Below are 16,809 nucleotides of genomic sequence, written 5' to 3'. Positions count from 1 at the left end.
GGAGGAGTGCAGTGGCAGCCAACGACCGGGCAGCAGCTCCCGGAAAGTCCGGTGGGAGTGCCGGCTCCGATCGCCTGATGCGCGCCTCGCTGAGCGCCGTGGCTCCCGGTACGGCGCTGCGTGACGGCCTGGAGCGGGTCCTGCGCGGCAACACCGGCGGGCTGATCGTGCTCGGCTCCGACAAGACGGTCGAGGCGATGTGCACGGGCGGTTTCGTGCTGGACGTGGAGTTCACCGCGACCCGGCTGCGCGAGCTGTGCAAGCTGGACGGCGGCATCGTGCTGTCGTCCGACCTGTCGAAGATCCTCCGGGCGGGCGTGCAGTTCGTGCCGGACGCGACGATCCCCACGGAGGAGACGGGCACGCGGCACCGCACGGCGGACCGTGTCAGCAAGCAGGTCGGCTTCCCGGTGGTCTCGGTCTCCCAGTCGATGCGGCTGATCGCGCTGTACGTCGGCGGGCAGCGCCGTGTCCTGGAGGACTCGGCGGCGATCCTCTCCCGCGCGAACCAGGCGCTGGCGACGCTGGAGCGGTACAAGCTCCGGCTGGACGAGGTCGCGGGCACGCTGTCGGCGCTGGAGATCGAGGACCTGGTGACGGTCCGGGACGTGTCGGCGGTCGCGCAGCGTCTCGAGATGGTCCGCCGCATCGCCACCGAGATCGCCGAGTACGTGGTGGAGCTGGGTACGGACGGCCGGCTTCTCGCGCTCCAGCTGGAGGAGTTGATCGCCGGGGTCGAGCCCGACCGCGAACTGGTGGTCCGGGACTACGTCCCCGAGCCGACGGCCAAGCGGTCCCGCACGGTCGAGGAGGCGCTGGCCGAGCTGGACGCGCTGACCCACGCGGAGCTCCTCGAACTCGGCACGGTGGCGCGTGCGCTGGGCTACACCGGGTCCCCGGAGACGCTCGACTCCGCGGTGTCCCCGCGGGGCTTCCGGCTCCTGGCCAAGGTCCCGCGGCTTCCGGGCGCCATCATCGACCGGCTGGTGGAGCACTTCGGGGGCCTGCAGAAGCTGCTGGCCGCGAGTGTGGACGACCTGCAGACCGTGGACGGGGTCGGCGAGGCACGGGCGAGGAGCGTGCGGGAGGGGCTGTCCCGCCTGGCCGAGTCGTCGATCCTGGAGCGGTACGTCTGAGGGTGGGGCCGAGCGCCCAGGCGCTCGGACGGGTGTGCCGTACGACGGCTGCGGGGGAGGTCTTCGCGCCGCAGCCGCAACCGCAACCGGCGACGCACCGCGCCGCCCGGGTCCTCAGTCCGCCGACAGCACGAACGAAGCCTGCGCCTTGGCGAACCCGGGGGTCTTCGCCTCCAGCAGGTACGTACCCGGCTTCGCCGAACCGCCGGAGGGCTTCGCGCACTTCGGAGCGCTCGGACCCCGGTCCCACCGCACGGTGTAGGTGATGCTCTGGCCCGCGGGCACCCGGAAGACCAGGTTCCGTGCGCCCTTGGGGCAGTCGGCCGAGGACCAGAAGGTGTCGTCACCGTCCGCCGGGGTGATCGTCAACACCGCGTTCTTCGGGCCCAGATCGACCTTGCAGTCGGCCGACGAGCTGTTCTTCGCGGTGAGTTCGAAGGTCGGGGTCTGGTCCGGCGAGTAGGAGTTGTGCGTGCTGCGCAGGCTCAACGCCACCGCGCCGGAGGTGCAGTCGGGCAGCGTGGAGGAGGCCGGGAGCGCGTCGCCCGCGCCGACGCCGCCGCCACCGGACGCCGCGCCCGAGCCGCCGCCCGCACCGGAGGAGCCCTCGGTCGAGCCGCCGCCCCCGCCGGAGGCCGAACCGGAACCGCCGCCGCTGCCGGCGTCGCTGCCGCCGCCCGTCCCGCCGCCGGAGTCGCCCCCGGAACCCTCGCGGCCGCCGGGGTGTTGGCTGATCGCCGAACCGGACGGAGTCGGTCCGGGCGTGATGGTGTGCGTGGGGTTCTTGCCGTTGGACCCGTCGGCGTTCTTCTTGCCGCCCCCGCCGCCGGCGGTGACGATCCACGTGATCACCAGCGCCAACAGGGCGACCACGGACAGCAGTACGACCCTCCGACGCCAGTAGATGGTGGAGGGAAGCGGCCCGACCGGATTGCGCAGAGATCCCACGGCGCAAACTGTACGAGAGATCTCCGCGCTCGCCCGCGTCACCCGCCGCGCCGACGTCAACTTTTCCGGATCATCATCCCGGTAACTGCCGTGGACGGCACGGCTCTTCACTTTTCGCCACGCTCGGTGAACACGCGGTCACCGACGATGTCCGCCAACCCGTGGCAGGATCGGAAGGCCATGACTGAGATGCTGCACGCCCCCGTGATCGCCTGGTTCGACGCCCACGCCCGCGACCTCCCCTGGCGCCGCCCGGAGGCGGGCCCGTGGGGCGTGATGGTCAGCGAGTTCATGCTCCAGCAGACCCCGGTGAACCGGGTGCTGCCCGTCTACGAGGAGTGGCTGGCCCGCTGGCCGCGCCCGGCCGACCTCGCGAAGGAGGCGCCGGGCGAGGCGGTGCGCGCCTGGGGGCGGCTCGGCTATCCGCGCCGCGCGCTGCGCCTGCACGGTGCCGCGGTCGCCATAACGGAACGGCACGGCGGGGACGTGCCGACCGATCACGCGCAGCTGCTGGCACTGCCGGGCATCGGCGAGTACACGGCCGCCGCGGTGGCCTCCTTCGCGTACGGGCAGCGGCACGCGGTGCTGGACACCAACGTCCGCCGGGTGCTGGCGCGGGCGGTGACGGGTGTGCAGTACCCGCCGAACGCCACCACGGCCGCCGAGCGGCGGCTGGCGCGGGAGCTGCTGCCGGAGGACGAGCGGACCGCGGCGCGGTGGGCCGCCGCCTCGATGGAGCTGGGCGCGCTGGTGTGCACGGCGAAGAACGAGGGGTGCCCGCGGTGCCCGATCGCCGCGCAGTGCGCGTGGCGGCTCGCGGGCAAGCCCGAGCACGCGGGCCCGCCGCGCCGCGGGCAGACGTACGCCGGTACGGACCGGCAGGTGCGCGGCAAGCTGCTGGCCGTGCTGCGGGAGGCGCACGCGCCGGTGCCGCAGGCGGTGCTGGACCGGGTGTGGCACGAGCCGGTGCAGCGGGCGCGGGCGCTCGACGGTCTGGTCGCGGACGGTCTGGTGGAGCCGCTGCCGCACGGGCTGTACCGGCTGCCGCTGGGCTGACGCACAGACAGGTCACAGTCCCGGGGGCTCCGTTACGGAGCGCCCGACACTGACAAAGCGGTGCATAAAGGGATATTCACCCCCCTCGCCTTACCCCTCTTCTGCTTCCGTTACACAACCGACGGATAGCCGATTGCCAGCCGCAGGCTGGTCCGCACAGCCTCGTGACAACCACTCCGTAGCTTCTTCTCCGTGCCCGGCGGACCACCGGGTGCGGGGACAGCGGAACTTCAGGCAGTGAGCCGGAAGCACAACGGGGAACGGAGGCGGTTGGTCATGGCGCAGGGCGAGGTGCTCGAATTCGAGGAGTACGTCCGTACCCGGCAGGACGCGCTGCTGCGCAGCGCCCGCCGGCTGGTGCCGGACCCGGTCGACGCCCAGGACCTGCTGCAGACCGCGCTGGTGCGGACGTACGGCCGCTGGGAGGGCATCGCCGACAAGCGGCTCGCCGACGCCTACCTGCGCCGCGTCATGATCAACACGCGCACCGAGTGGTGGCGGGCGCGCAAGCTGGAGGAGGTGCCGACCGAGCAGCTGCCGGACGCCTCCGTGGAGGACTCGACCGAGCAGCACGCCGACCGGGCCCTGCTGATGGATGTCATGAAGGTGCTCGCACCGAAGCAGCGCAGTGTCGTGGTGCTGCGACACTGGGAGCAGATGTCCACAGAGGAGACGGCCGCTGCCCTCGGCATGTCGGCCGGTACGGTCAAGAGCACGCTGCACCGGGCGCTCGCCCGGCTCCGTGAGGAGCTGGAGGCCCGCGATCTGGACGCACGCGCGCTGGAGCGTGAGGAGCGGGAGCGTTGCGCGGCCTGACCGGGGCCCGGCCCGTATGGGTCCGAGGAAGTTCGCAGGCGGTGATCGCGGCGGGGGCCGCGCTCGCCGCCCTCGCCCTTTTCGTCGTCGCGTGCGGCAGCGGGGGCACGGGCGCGCGGGACGAGGGCCCGGCGCACGCCTCGGCGGTGGCCGGGGCCGTCGACTCCCCCTCTCCGAGCCGGGCGGGGAAGTACCACCGGGTGGATCCGGTGGCGCTGGTCATGAACGATCCCAAGGTGTCGGGCGCGGTGAAGCGGCTGCTCCAGCCGTGCAGCGGCGACGAGTACCCCGTCGACGTCTCCTACGGCGACCTGACCGGCGGAGCGGTGGACGACGTCGTCGTCAACGTGCTGACCTGCGCCGACGCGGTCGGTATCGGCTCGTACGTGTACCGGGACGACGACGGCACGTTCCGGAACGTCTTCAAGAGCGAGGAGTCCCCGGTCTACGCCGAGATCGACCGGGGCACCCTGTCGGTGACCAGGCAGTTCTACGAGAAGGGCGACCCGATCTCCAACCCCTCCGGTGAGATCGTGACGCCCTACCGGTGGAAGGCGGGACGGTTCGCCGAGGGGAAGCCCACCCGCAACGAGTACAGCAAGTCCGCGGGCGGGGGGCCGACGCCCGTGCCGGACAGCTGACCGCGTCCCTACCCGTACCCCTGTAGAACCGGTGACGTCACGCGTCATCACGAGTCACCACGAGGACTGAGAGCACCGGGATGGCAGACCAGACCCACGTCCTGTTCGTCGAGGACGACGACGTCATCCGCGAGGCCACCCAGCTGGCGCTGGAGCGGGACGGCTTCGCGGTCACCGCCATGCCCGACGGACTGTCGGGCCTGGAGGCGTTCCGCGCGAACCGCCCCGACATCGCGCTGCTGGACGTCATGGTGCCGGGCCTGGACGGCGTCAGCCTGTGCCGCCGGATCCGCGACGAGTCGACCGTGCCGGTGATCATGCTGTCCGCGCGGGCCGACTCCATCGACGTCGTCCTGGGCCTGGAGGCCGGGGCCGACGACTATGTGACCAAGCCGTTCGACGGTGCCGTGCTGGTCGCCCGCATCCGTGCGGTGCTGCGCCGCTTCGGGCACGCCGGCGGGGCCGCGCAGGCGGAGGACTCCGCGTCGGGGGTCGGCGGCGGCACGCTGGCCTTCGGCGACCTGGAGATCGACACCGACGGCATGGAGGTGCGCCGGGCCGGGCAGCCGGTGGCGCTGACGCCGACCGAGATGCGCCTGCTGCTGGAGTTCTCCTCCGCGCCGGGCACCGTGCTCTCCCGCGACAGACTGCTGGAACGCGTGTGGGACTACGGCTGGGGCGGTGACACCCGGGTCGTGGACGTGCACGTGCAGCGGCTGCGGCAGAAGATCGGCCAGGACCGGATCGAGACGGTCCGCGGCTTCGGCTACAAGCTGAAGGCCTGAGCGGGGCGACGGCATGCGGGGGTTTCTGCGGCACCCGGTCCGGCGCATGGAGCGCGTGGGCCTGCGCACCGGACTCAGATGGAAGGTCAGCGCGGCGATCGCGCTGGTGGCGGGTCTGGTGGCGATCGTACTGAGCCTGGTCGTGCACAACGCGGCCCGTGTCTCGATGCTGGACAACGCGCGCGATCTGGCCAACGACCGGATCCTGATGGCCCAGCGCAACTACGAGCTGAACCGGGGGCCGGTCTTCCCCTACATCCGGGTCGACGACTCGGAACTGCCGGCCGCGCTGCGCGAGAAGGTCGAGCGGGGCCGGCGGGCCAGCGATGTCTCCGAGCACAACGGGGAGGCGGACATCTGGGCGGCCGTACCGGTGAAGGACGGGCATGTGCTGTCCCTGCACAGCCATCTGCCGGCCCGCAGCACCGACATGCTGCGGGACCTGGACCAGGCGCTGGTCATCGGCTCGGTCGCGGTCGTGCTCGGCGGGAGCGCCCTGGGCGTGCTGATCGGCGGGCAGCTGTCCCGCCGGCTGCGCAAGGCGGCGGCCGCCGCGAACCAGGCCGCGGCCGGCGAGACCGGCGTCCGGGTGCAAACGGCCATCGGCGGGGTCGTACGGGACGAGACCGACGAACTCGCGCGCGCGGTGGACGCCATGGCGGACACGCTGCGGCAGCGGCTGGAGGCCGAGCGGCGGGTCACCGCGGACATCGCGCACGAGCTGCGCACCCCGGTGACGGGACTGCTGACGGCCGCCGAGCTGCTGCCGCCCGGCCGGCCCACGGAACTCGTCCTGGACCGGGCCAAGGCCATGCGCACCCTGGTGGAGGACGTGCTGGAGGTGGCCCGGCTGGACAGCGCCTCGGAGCGGGCGGAGCTGCAGGACATCATGCTCGGCGCGTTCGTGACGCGGCGGGTGGCGGCCAAGGATCCGGACGTCGCCGTACGCGTGGTGCACGAGTCGGAGGTCACGACCGACCCGCGGCGGCTGGAGCGGGTGCTGTTCAACCTGCTCGCCAACGCGGCCCGGCACGGCCGGCCGCCCGTCGAGGTGAGCGTGGAGGGGCGGGTCATCCGCGTCCGCGACCACGGCCCCGGCTTCCCGGAGGAGCTGCTCGCGGAGGGGCCGAGCCGGTTCCGCACCGGCAGCAAGGACCGCGCGGGCCAGGGGCACGGGCTCGGCCTCACGATCGCGGCGGGCCAGGCCCGTGTCCTGGGCGCCCGGCTGACCTTCCGCAACGTACGCCCCGCGGGCACCCCCGCCCACCTCCCCGCCGAGGGAGCGGTCGCCGTCCTGTGGCTACCGGAACACGCGCCCACCAGCACCGGCAGCTATCCCATGCTGCCGACGTCCGGGGGGAGCTCGGGGCCCGCGTAGGACCGCTGCGGCTGCCCGCTCCCCGCACGGGGCGGGCCCCTCCGTGGCATCCTCGGTCGGACGCGGTCGAACGCGGTCGGGCGCGGTCGGGCGCGGTCGGGCGCGGTCGGCGGGATCCTGTCCAGCAGCCGACGGTGGCACGGGAATCCGGCATCGGCGGGTGGACCGGGACGGCCTGCGCCCTGACCCGCACGCTCATCGTCCGGACGCCCCGCGTGGAAAGGCCGAAGGCCCCGGTGCGGCGGACACGCACCGGGGCCTTCGCACCGAGGGAGACGTCAGACGGCCTCGACCACGGCCGGCGGTGTCGCGTCCGCACCGTCGGCGGAGGGCTTCTGCGGCCCGCCCTTCAGCGGGACCTCCTTGACGAACAGCGACGCGAGCAGCACCAGCACCGCGATCACGGCGCCCAGCAGGAACGCGGAGTGCGTACCGGAGGACACCGCGTGCTGGTAGGCCTCGCGGGCCGCCGCGGGCAGCTTCTCCAGGCTCTTCGCGTCCAGCTGCGCCGACTTCTCGGTGATGTTCTTGCCCAGCGCGCCGGCCCGCTCGGCCATGACGTCCTGGACCCGGTGGTTGAACAGCGCGCCCATGATGGCCACACCGAAGGAGGAGCCGAGGGTACGGAACAGGGTGGTGGAGGACGACGCCACGCCCATGTCCTTCATCTGCACGCTGTTCTGCGCGACCAGCATGGTGATCTGCATCAGGCAGCCCATGCCGGCGCCGACCACGGCCATGTAGACGCCGGAGGTGAGCCGGGTCGTCCCGGTGTCCATCGTGGACAGCAGGTACATGCCGACGATCATCAGGGCACCGCCGGCGATCGGGAAGATCTTGTACCGGCCGCTGTTGGTGGTGACCCGCCCGGCGACCATCGAGGTCACGAGCATCGCGCCGAGCATCGGCAGGAGCAGCAGGCCGGAGTTGGTCGCGGAGGCGCCCTGCACGGCCTGCTGGTACAGCGGCAGGAACAGGGTGGCGCCGAACATCACGAAGCCGGTGATGAAGCCGATGACCGACATCAGGGTGAAGTTGCGGCTCCTGAAGATGTGCAGCGGCAGGACCGGCTCGGCGGCCTTGGTCTGCCAGAACACGAACCCGATCAGCGCGGCCACGCCGATGCCGATCAGCTCCATGATCCGCGCGGAGGTCCAGGCGTACTCCGTGCCGCCCCAGGTGGTGACCAGGACGATCGCGGTGATGCCGACGGTCAGCAGGATGACGCCCAGGTAGTCGATGCCCGCCTTCGACCGCTTCCTCGGCAGGTGCAGCACCGCGGTGACCAGCGCGAGGGCGACCGCGCCCAGCGGCAGGTTGATGTAGAAGGCCCAGCGCCAGCCCCAGTTGTCGGTGATGGTGCCGCCGACCAGCGGACCGCCGATCATGGCCAGCGCCATGACGCCGGCCATCATGCCCTGGTACTTGCCCCGTTCCCGCGGCGGGATCAGGTCGCCGATGATCGCCATGACGCCGACCATCAGACCGCCGGCACCCAGACCCTGCACGGCCCGGAAGCCGATCAGCTGGCCCATGTCCTGGGCCATGCCGCTCAGCGCGGAGCCGACGAGGAAGATGACGATCGAGCTCAGGAAGGCGCCCTTGCGCCCGTACATGTCACCGAGCTTGCCCCAGATCGGGGTGGAGGCCGCGGTGGCCAGGGTGTACCCGGTGACGACCCAGGAGAGGTGCTCCAGGCCGCCCAGTTCACCCACGATCGTGGGCATCGCCGTACCCACGATCATGTTGTCCAGCATCGCGAGCATCATCGCGATCATGAGTGCGAGCAGCACCACGCGCACGCTCTTGGGCTGTTTGCCCTCTGTCTCGTTTTCGGCCTTGTCCGCCATCGTCTTCCCGTTTCCCCCTGCGGCGACTACTTACTTGCCGCCCGGCTAGTACTCACTACACTGGGAAGGTAGACGCGCTACTAGCCGGGCGTCAAGTAAGTTTCCGCGGGAGCGCGAGGAGTACGAGGATGGGCGTCACGATGGACGGCACCAAACAACAGCGCCGCGGCAACACCCGCCAGCGCATCCAGGACGTGGCGCTCGAACTCTTCGCGGAGCAGGGCTACGAGAAGACATCCCTGCGGGAGATCGCCGAGCACCTCGACGTCACGAAGGCGGCCCTGTACTACCACTTCAAGACGAAGGAAGAGATCATCGTCAGCCTCTTCGAGGACCTGACGAAGCCGATCGAGAACCTGATCGAGTGGGGCAGGCTGCAGCCGCACACCCTGGAGACCAAGCAGGAGATCATCCGCCGCTACAGCGAGGCGCTCGCGGGCGCGGAGCCGCTGTTCCGCTTCATGCAGGAGAACCAGGCGACCGTTCGTGAACTGCGCATCGGCGACACGTTCAAGGACCGGATGCGCGGACTGCGGGACATCCTGATCGACCCGGAGGCGGACCTGGTCGACCAGGTGCGCTCCGTCAGCGCGCTGTTCACGCTGCACGCCGGGATGTTCGTGATGCAGGACCTGGTGGGCGACTCCGGGAAGAAGCGCGAGGCCGTTCTCGAAGTCGCCCTGGACCTGATCTCACAGGCGCACGAGCGCGCCCGCAGGGAGTAGACCCCCCGGTTCCGACCGTCGGTCGGTCAGACGGTCACACCCTTGGCGCGCAGGAACGCGACCGGGTCGACGGCGGAGCCGTAGTTCGGGGTCGTACGGATCTCGAAGTGCAGGTGCGGCCCGGTGGAGTTGCCGGTGGAACCGGACAGGGCGATGTGCTGGCCGGTCGCGACGACCTGGCCGACCCGGACGTCGATCCGGGACAGGTGCGCGTACTGCGAGTAGGTGCCGTTGCCGTGCTGGATGACGATGGCGTTGCCGTAGGCGGGGCCGTCACCGGCGCCGTTGGAGCCGGCCTTGACGACGGTGCCGCCGTGCGCGGCGATGACCTCGGTGCCGGTCGGCACGGCGAAGTCCTGGCCGCTGTGCTTGGCGACCCAGTGGCTGCCGGCCTGCGCGAAGCTCGCGGAGAGCGTGTACTTCTTCACCGGGTCGACCCACGCGGCGGGGGACGCGGTGGCGGCGCTCGCGACCCCGGTTCCCAGCACGGCCGTGGCGCCGATTCCGGCAGCCAGAACGGTCATGCGGGCACGGAGCGAGGACGAACGGGCGGAGCGGGACGTGAAGCGTCGGAACATCGGGACCTCGTGAACTCGGGAACAGGTCGGCCACCCGGCGCACGGACGTCCACGGAGACGCCCACCGAAGCGGCTGTTCTTTGGTAACCGACCAGCACATCGAGCCCAAAACGGCCCATCTACGGCATCTGCTAGTAGCGCACCGCACAGCCGACGACTTTCTTGACAGCCGCACCCCTCGTGGATCCGGCCACTGACGACGGTCTTCTCCCTGGTGGAATTCCGGCCCCAAGGTCCGATATCTCGCCTTATATCCCGTTTTGCCGTGTCAAAGAATCCCACTATGCCGTCTAGTACCGGACATTTCGGCTGTGCCCCTTATCACCGGCGACCCCGGTCGGCGAACGCAGAAATGTGACGCAGGCCTCTAGGCACCTACCGTCCGGTAACCCTACGGTTCCCCTCGCGCCATCCTCGCCTCAGATCATGCCCCTGACATTCGGACGCGAGAGGACCCCCACCGATGACCAGACGCCCCTGGGCGCGCCGCATCTCCGTGACCGCCGTCTCCGTGGCTGCCCTGGCCGCGATGGCCGCCCCGGCCGAGGCCGCGACCACGAGCACCTCCGCCGCGAGCGCCTCCGCCGCGCGCATCTCCTCCGCGAAGGTCGACTACGACACCTGGCAGAAGGACTGCCAGGCGGTCATGGACCAGGCCCTGCCGTACCTCAAGGACCGCATCGCCGCCGCCGGGCCCGGCGAGAAGCAGGCCATCGTCCTCGACATCGACAACACCGCGCTGGAGACCGACTTCGGCTTCAGCTACCCCCAGCCGGCCAACAAGCCGGTCCTCGACGTCGCCCGGTACGCCCAGCAGCACGGAGTCTCGCTCTTCTTCGTCACCGCCCGCCCCGGCGTCCTGTACTGGCCCACCGAGTACAACCTCGAACACGACGGCTACGACGTCTCCGGCCTCCACGTCCGCGGCCTGCTCGACCTCTTCAAGGACGTCGCCGCCTACAAGACGGCCCAGCGCGTCGGCATCGAGAACGACGGCTACACGATCATCGCCAACATCGGCAACAGCGCCACCGACCTGTCCGGCGGGCACGCCGAGAAGACCTTCAAACTGCCGGACTACGGCGGGCAGTTGTCGTAACGCGCGGAGCAGGCGCCGGCCAGGCTCCCTCCGTACGCCGTGGCACGGGGTGCGGCGGTCGCCGCGTCACCGCTCGGCGAGGGGGCCGGAGGGCGCGCCGGCGGTGCCGCGGCGGTTTGGGGAGCACCCGAGCCTCGCCGTACGCCGGCGGTCGGCGGGCACCCGGGACCGTTTCCGGAGCGAGGAGTACGTGGCCGAGGTCCTGGAGCACCTGGACCGCGCGGACGTCCTTCCGACCCGCTCCTCGGCCGGGCAGCGCGCGGTCCTGGCCGGGGACGCGGCCCTGGTGCGGCTGTTCCTTCCACGGCCCGCACCGCGTCGAGGGCATCCTCGCCGCCGTGCCGGAACCCGAAGCCGTGCCGGGGCTGTACCGCGGGACGACCCTCATCCGACCGGCCTCGGCCCGCTCCCGCCCTACCGCTCGCCGTGCGAGCCGGGCCTGGCCCACTGCCCGGCCGCCGAGGGCCTGGACCGCCGTCCGCGCTTCCGCTCGACCATCTCCTCCTCACCCGGGCCTGGAGCCCTGGCGGGGCTGCGGCCCTCGCTGTCGCCGGTCGCTCAAGCGTCTCGCCGGTGTCGCAGGTGCTGCCCGGCCGCGAACCTCACCGACAGCCTGCCGGCCGACGGCCCCGTCCGAAGGAATCACCCGGGGACGGGGGCGCACCGACCACACGGGCTCCGCGGGCTCCGGCACGGGAGGCGCCTGGAGAGGTCCGGCCTCGGACACCTCGCCAAGGAACGTGACGGCCGCCGACCGGGCGACCTCGCCGAGCTGCCCGCGCCGACCGAGCCGTTCGTGAGCGCGCACATCGCCCGCGCCGTCCCACGCGCCGTCCCACGCTGTTTCGAGCACGTGCCCAGGCTGCCCGGCATCGAGGTGCCGCGGGTCGCCGTCCTGCGCGGCGAGGGGCACTCTCCGCCCCGGCGGCCCGGTCGCCGGGGCCGCGCTCGGTGTCCCCGCGCACCATGACCGGGAGCCGGTTCCCCGTCTCGCGCGATGCCCGGTTCCTCCCGCAGGCGGACGTCTCCCCGCTCCGCCCCCGTGAACGCCGGAAGGGGCCGGTGCCCGAAGGCACCGGCCCCTTCCCGGTCGGCTGAACCGCCGGAGGCTTACGCGTCCTTGCTCAGGTTGGGCCCGGCCCCACCCGCGGCCTGCTCGATCGGCGGGACGTCGGGCAGCGCCGCCTTCTCCTCGCCGCGGAAGGTGAAGGTCTGGGAGTCACCCTCGCCCTCGGTGTCCACGACCACGATGTGACCGGGGCGCAGCTCGCCGAAGAGGATCTTCTCTGACAGCGAGTCCTCGATCTCGCGCTGGATCGTACGGCGCAGCGGCCGGGCGCCCAGCACGGGGTCGTACCCCTTCTTGGACAGCAGTTCCTTGGCGGACTGGGACAGCTCGATGCCCATGTCCCGGTCCTTCAGGCGCTCGTCCACCTTGCCGATCATCAGGTCGACGATCCGCAGGATGTCCGCCTGCGTCAGCTGCGGGAAGACGACCACGTCGTCGACGCGGTTGAGGAACTCGGGGCGGAAGTGCTGCTTCAGCTCGTCCGACACCTTGTTCTTCATGCGCTCGTAGTTGGTCTTCGTGTCACCCGAGGCGGCGAAGCCCAGGTTGAAGCCCTTGGAGATGTCCCGGGTGCCGAGGTTGGTCGTCATGATGATGACCGTGTTCTTGAAGTCCACGACCCGGCCCTGGGAGTCGGTCAGGCGACCGTCCTCCAGGATCTGCAGCAGCGAGTTGAAGATGTCCGGGTGGGCCTTCTCGACCTCGTCGAAGAGGACGACCGAGAACGGCTTGCGGCGCACCTTCTCCGTCAGCTGGCCGCCCTCCTCGTAGCCCACGTAGCCGGGGGGCGAACCGAAGAGACGCGACACCGTGTGCTTCTCGCTGAACTCCGACATGTCGAGGGAGATCAGCGCGTCCTCGTCACCGAAGAGGAACTCGGCGAGCGCCTTGGACAGCTCGGTCTTACCGACACCGGACGGGCCGGCGAAGATGAACGAACCACCCGGACGCTTCGGGTCCTTCAGACCGGCACGGGTACGGCGGATCGCCTTCGACAGCGCCTTGACGGCGTCGTCCTGGCCGATGACCCGCTTGTGGAGTTCCTCCTCCATGCGGAGCAGGCGGGAGGACTCCTCCTCGGTCAGCTTGAAGACCGGGATGCCGGTGGCCGTGGCGAGGACCTCGGCGATCAGCTCGCCGTCGACCTCGGCGACGACGTCCATGTCGCCGGCCTTCCACTCCTTCTCCCGCTTCGCCTTGGCGGCCAGGAGCTGCTTCTCCTTGTCGCGCAGGGAGGCGGCCTTCTCGAAGTCCTGCGAGTCGATCGCGGACTCCTTGTCCCGGCGGACGGCGGCGATCTTCTCGTCGAACTCGCGCAGGTCCGGCGGAGCGGTCATCCGGCGGATGCGCATCCGGGAGCCGGCCTCGTCGATCAGGTCGATCGCCTTGTCCGGCAGGAAGCGGTCCGAGATGTAGCGGTCGGCCAGGGTGGCCGCCTGGACCAGGGCCTCGTCCGTGATGGAGACGCGGTGGTGCGCCTCGTAGCGGTCGCGCAGGCCCTTGAGGATCTCGATGGTGTGCGGCAGGGACGGCTCGGCGACCTGGATGGGCTGGAAGCGGCGCTCCAGGGCCGCGTCCTTCTCCAGGTGCTTGCGGTACTCGTCCAGGGTGGTCGCACCGATGGTCTGCAGCTCACCGCGGGCCAGCATCGGCTTCAGGATGGAGGCAGCGTCGATGGCGCCCTCGGCGGCACCCGCACCGACCAGCGTGTGCAGCTCGTCGATGAACAGGATGATGTCGCCGCGGGTGCGGATCTCCTTGAGCACCTTCTTCAGGCGCTCCTCGAAGTCACCGCGGTAGCGGGAGCCGGCGACCAGGGCGCCGAGGTCCAGCGTGTAGAGGTGCTTGTCCTTGAGGGTCTCGGGCACCTCGCCCTTGACGATGGCCTGGGCGAGGCCCTCCACGACGGCGGTCTTGCCGACGCCGGGCTCACCGATCAGCACCGGGTTGTTCTTGGTACGGCGGGAGAGCACCTGCATGACCCGCTCGATCTCCTTCTCGCGCCCGATGACCGGGTCGAGCTTGGACTCACGAGCGGCCTGGGTGAGGTTCCGGCCGAACTGGTCCAGGACGAGGGAGGTCGAGGGGGTGCCCTCGGCGGGGCCGCCCGCGGCGGCGGTCTCCTTGCCCTGGTAACCGGAGAGCAGCTGGATGACCTGCTGCCGCACCCGGTTGAGGTCTGCACCCAGCTTGACCAGGACCTGGGCGGCGACGCCCTCGCCCTCGCGGATCAGGCCGAGCAGGATGTGTTCCGTGCCGATGTAGTTGTGGCCCAGCTGAAGGGCCTCGCGGAGCGACAGCTCCAGGACCTTCTTGGCACGGGGGGTGAAGGGGATGTGCCCGGACGGGGCCTGCTGGCCCTGGCCGATGATCTCCTCCACCTGCTGGCGGACCGCCTCAAGCGAAATGCCGAGGCTCTCCAGGGCCTTAGCGGCGACACCTTCGCCCTCGTGGATGAGACCCAGGAGGATGTGCTCGGTGCCGATGTAGTTGTGGTTGAGCATCCGGGCTTCTTCCTGAGCCAGGACGACAACCCGCCGCGCGCGGTCGGTGAACCTCTCGAACATCGTTAATCGCTCCTCAGAGCGGTCAGGCAGTGGGGGGAACTTCCCCTCCCTGTCCTTCCGCAGCTTAGTCCCGCAAGCGGGGACCGCTCATTCCAACTGCCGACACCGTCGATGGCCTCCTGACCCGTGACGCCGACATCTGCTCCAACCCGATGGTGCGAGACGATGTTCCCGCAGGCCAGGCAGTTACCCCAGTCGCCAGTACGCCGATGGCGAACGTGAGACGGCCTTTCCTGCGTGTCGCCCCCTCCCACTAGGCATGTCTTACCCGCAGGGACTGACACTCCATGCGGCGCGCACCGGTTCCCTCCGCTATGGGCGAACAACCTTGCGCCTCTCCGGACCCCCGAGCGCCCCCTTTTCCGGCACCGTGCGCAGTCGACAGTGCACCCAGCGTAACCCGGTGGGGGTTCGTGGGGTTGGACGGGGCATGGCCCGCTCGGTCCCCATGACCTCCACGGTCCCCCTTCCCCGCCGGCCCGTCGATCCGGACGCACCGGCCGCCGCTGATTCCTCCGCCGGCCCCGAGGCCCGGGTCCGGCACTGGTACGAGAACGATCTGGGCTGGCCGACAGTGCCCGGCCCGCCGGGACGGCCGCCGCGGCTGCTCACGGGGGTGCTGTTCGACGTGCTGGACGTTCCGGCCGAGGCGGGCGCAGGGGCGCTCCGGCATCTCGCACCGGGCTCACCGGTGGCCCTTCGGGGCGACCGGATGGAGCTGCTGGTGGCCGCGGGCAGCGCGGAGGAGCTGCCGGGGCTGCTGGACTGGCTGGAGTGGGGCGCCCTGCCCCTGGACCTGCGGGTGCTCGGGGCGGGCGGCTCGCTGGAGGCGCCGAGGCCGCCCACCGGGCCGGCCGCGGCGCCCGGGTCCGTGCAGGGGGCCGCCGTGTGGCTGCGGCCCCCCGGGCCGGGGCGCGGGGTCGAGGCCTCGCTGCCGGCCATGCCGGCCGGACCGGCCACTCCCGTGGGGCGCGAGGGGAGCGCCCCCGATCTCGTACGACTGGTGGACACGGTGGCAGCGCGGTGCCACCGGGTCCGGCTGCGGCGCGTGCGCGCCGGGCACCCCGCCGACCGGCGGGATCAGCCGTTGGCCTTCTCGTAGGCCTCGCGGATGGACGCCGGAACGCGACCGCGGTCGTTGACCTCGTAACCGTTCTCCTTCGCCCAGGCGCGGATCGCCGCGGTGTCCTGGTTGCCGCCGGAAGCGGCACGCGTCTTTCCACGACCACCGGAAGCACGGCCACCGGTACGCCGGCCGCCCTTCACGTAAGGATCAAGAAGGCTGCGCAGCTTGTCCGCATTGGCAGTCGTGAGATCGATCTCGTACGTCTTGCCGTCCAGCGCGAACGTCACGGTCTCGTCCGCCTCGCCGCCGTCGAGGTCGTCGACAAGAAGGACCTGAACCTTCTGTGCCACCGCATTTCCTTTCATCGATAACGTTGAGGACCAGGGGTGTGCGGCGTCCGCCGTTTCGCCGCCCCTGTTATATGCAGTACTGCAGTACGTCGGAAAGCAAACCGCTTTTGCCGGAAAAACACAAACCCTCGGGAGTGGACCAGCGGAGCGCCCACCTCCGGAAACATGCGCGTTTCGGACATAGGGAACCGGGGCAATGGCGATCACAGATGCAGAAGCATCCGACTGTTGCCCAAGGTGTTCGGCTTCACTCGTTCGAGACCCAGGAACTCCGCGACGCCCTCGTCATAGGAACGCAAGAGCTCCGCGTAGACATCGGTGTCGACCGGCGTCTCGCCGATCTCCACGAAGCCGTGCTTCCCGAAGAAGTCCACTTCGAAGGTCAGGCAGAAAACGCGCCGAACGCCGAGCCAACGCGCGGTCTGGAGCAACTTCTCCAGCACCTGATGTCCGACGCCGGCGCCCTTGAGGCCGGGCTTCACCGCCAGCGTGCGGACTTCCGCGAGGTCCTCCCACATGACGTGCAGCGCGCCGCAGCCGACCACCTCGGCGTTGTCGTCGCGTTCCGCGACCCAGAACTCCTGGATGTCCTCGTAAAGCGTGACGGTGGCTTTGTCGAGCAGGATGCGGTCGCGGGCGTAGGCGTCGAGGAGGCGGCGCACGGCGGGGACATCGCTGGTCCGGGCCCGGCGGACGGTGATGGCTTTTGCGGGGACTTCGGGACGCTCTGCTGACATGAGCGGAC

The 16,809-nt window shown here is 70.7% G+C and carries 15 protein-coding genes; 9 read left to right on the top strand and 6 right to left on the bottom strand.

Translation table 11 applies throughout. The features are described from left to right. Positions 1 to 11 precede the first annotated feature (11 nt). Positions 12 to 1,136 carry a DNA integrity scanning diadenylate cyclase DisA gene (disA, locus tag ACZ4VF_RS34070; RefSeq protein WP_467930856.1) on the top strand — a complete coding sequence of 375 codons (1,125 nt, stop codon included), beginning with the start codon at positions 12 to 14 and terminating at the stop codon, positions 1,134 to 1,136. A 114-nt stretch (positions 1,137 to 1,250) separates the two neighbouring features. On the opposite strand, the gene ACZ4VF_RS34065 is transcribed toward disA, so the two are convergent. After that, the gene (locus ACZ4VF_RS34065; RefSeq protein ID WP_467930855.1) at positions 1,251 to 2,084 is read right to left on the bottom strand and encodes a hypothetical protein; all 834 of its coding nucleotides are present in this window, start codon (positions 2,082 to 2,084) and stop codon (positions 1,251 to 1,253) included. A 180-nt stretch (positions 2,085 to 2,264) separates the two neighbouring features. On the opposite strand from ACZ4VF_RS34065, the gene ACZ4VF_RS34060 reads away from it, so the two are divergent. The 5 genes from ACZ4VF_RS34060 (at position 2,265) to cseC (ending at position 6,760) form a co-directional block, all read left to right on the top strand. Further along, complete coding sequence (locus ACZ4VF_RS34060) at positions 2,265 to 3,140, top strand: HhH-GPD family protein (protein ID WP_467930854.1); 876 nt, start codon at positions 2,265 to 2,267, stop codon at positions 3,138 to 3,140. A gap of 276 nt (positions 3,141 to 3,416) precedes the next feature. After that, complete coding sequence (locus ACZ4VF_RS34055) at positions 3,417 to 3,956, top strand: SigE family RNA polymerase sigma factor (protein ID WP_055703482.1); 540 nt, start codon at positions 3,417 to 3,419, stop codon at positions 3,954 to 3,956. A gap of 41 nt (positions 3,957 to 3,997) precedes the next feature. Then, on the top strand, positions 3,998 to 4,597 hold the full coding sequence (locus ACZ4VF_RS34050) for a hypothetical protein (RefSeq protein WP_467930852.1): 600 nt from the start codon (positions 3,998 to 4,000) through the stop codon (positions 4,595 to 4,597). Positions 4,598 to 4,677: 80 nt separating this feature from the next. Further along, positions 4,678 to 5,382, top strand: a complete 705-nt coding sequence (gene cseB, locus ACZ4VF_RS34045; protein WP_467930851.1) for a two-component system response regulator CseB — start codon at positions 4,678 to 4,680, stop codon at positions 5,380 to 5,382. Between the two features lie 13 nt (positions 5,383 to 5,395). After that, positions 5,396 to 6,760, top strand: a complete 1,365-nt coding sequence (gene cseC / locus ACZ4VF_RS34040) for a two-component system sensor histidine kinase CseC (RefSeq protein ID WP_467930850.1) — start codon at positions 5,396 to 5,398, stop codon at positions 6,758 to 6,760. A gap of 278 nt (positions 6,761 to 7,038) precedes the next feature. On the opposite strand, the gene ACZ4VF_RS34035 is transcribed toward cseC, so the two are convergent. After that, complete coding sequence (locus tag ACZ4VF_RS34035; protein ID WP_467930848.1) at positions 7,039 to 8,610, bottom strand: MDR family MFS transporter; 1,572 nt, start codon at positions 8,608 to 8,610, stop codon at positions 7,039 to 7,041. Between the two features lie 128 nt (positions 8,611 to 8,738). Between ACZ4VF_RS34035 and ACZ4VF_RS34030 the strand changes: the two genes are divergently transcribed. Beyond that, complete coding sequence (locus tag ACZ4VF_RS34030) at positions 8,739 to 9,335, top strand: TetR/AcrR family transcriptional regulator (RefSeq protein WP_467930847.1); 597 nt, start codon at positions 8,739 to 8,741, stop codon at positions 9,333 to 9,335. A 26-nt stretch (positions 9,336 to 9,361) separates the two neighbouring features. Here ACZ4VF_RS34030 and ACZ4VF_RS34025 read toward each other — a convergent pair whose 3' ends face one another. Beyond that, the gene (locus tag ACZ4VF_RS34025; protein ID WP_467930846.1) at positions 9,362 to 9,913 is read right to left on the bottom strand and encodes a M23 family metallopeptidase; all 552 of its coding nucleotides are present in this window, start codon (positions 9,911 to 9,913) and stop codon (positions 9,362 to 9,364) included. Positions 9,914 to 10,376: 463 nt separating this feature from the next. Between ACZ4VF_RS34025 and ACZ4VF_RS34020 the strand changes: the two genes are divergently transcribed. Further along, positions 10,377 to 11,012 carry an HAD family acid phosphatase gene (locus ACZ4VF_RS34020; protein WP_467930845.1) on the top strand — a complete coding sequence of 212 codons (636 nt, stop codon included), beginning with the start codon at positions 10,377 to 10,379 and terminating at the stop codon, positions 11,010 to 11,012. Positions 11,013 to 12,122: 1,110 nt separating this feature from the next. Here ACZ4VF_RS34020 and ACZ4VF_RS34015 read toward each other — a convergent pair. After that, positions 12,123 to 14,648: an ATP-dependent Clp protease ATP-binding subunit gene (locus tag ACZ4VF_RS34015; RefSeq protein ID WP_467930843.1), complete on the bottom strand. Its 2,526-nt coding sequence runs from the start codon at positions 14,646 to 14,648 to the stop codon at positions 12,123 to 12,125. Between the two features lie 430 nt (positions 14,649 to 15,078). On the opposite strand from ACZ4VF_RS34015, the gene ACZ4VF_RS34010 reads away from it, so the two are divergent. After that, on the top strand, positions 15,079 to 15,750 hold the full coding sequence (locus tag ACZ4VF_RS34010; RefSeq protein WP_467930842.1) for an SCO3374 family protein: 672 nt from the start codon (positions 15,079 to 15,081) through the stop codon (positions 15,748 to 15,750). On the opposite strand, the gene ACZ4VF_RS34005 is transcribed toward ACZ4VF_RS34010, so the two are convergent. After that, positions 15,729 to 16,064, bottom strand: coding sequence for a histone-like nucleoid-structuring protein Lsr2 (locus ACZ4VF_RS34005; protein ID WP_467930841.1), 336 nt, complete (start codon positions 16,062 to 16,064; stop codon positions 15,729 to 15,731). The two genes, ACZ4VF_RS34010 and ACZ4VF_RS34005, sit on opposite strands and share 22 nt — an antisense overlap. 203 nt (positions 16,065 to 16,267) lie before the next feature. Further along, positions 16,268 to 16,801 (bottom strand): amino-acid N-acetyltransferase, encoded by a 534-nt coding sequence (locus ACZ4VF_RS34000; protein WP_467930839.1) that lies wholly within the window; start codon positions 16,799 to 16,801, stop codon positions 16,268 to 16,270. Positions 16,802 to 16,809: the final 8 nt, after the last annotated feature.

It is taken from the genome of Streptomyces sp. NPDC029151 (assembly GCF_055564315.1).
This window is presented reverse-complemented; position numbering and strand designations above follow the sequence as displayed.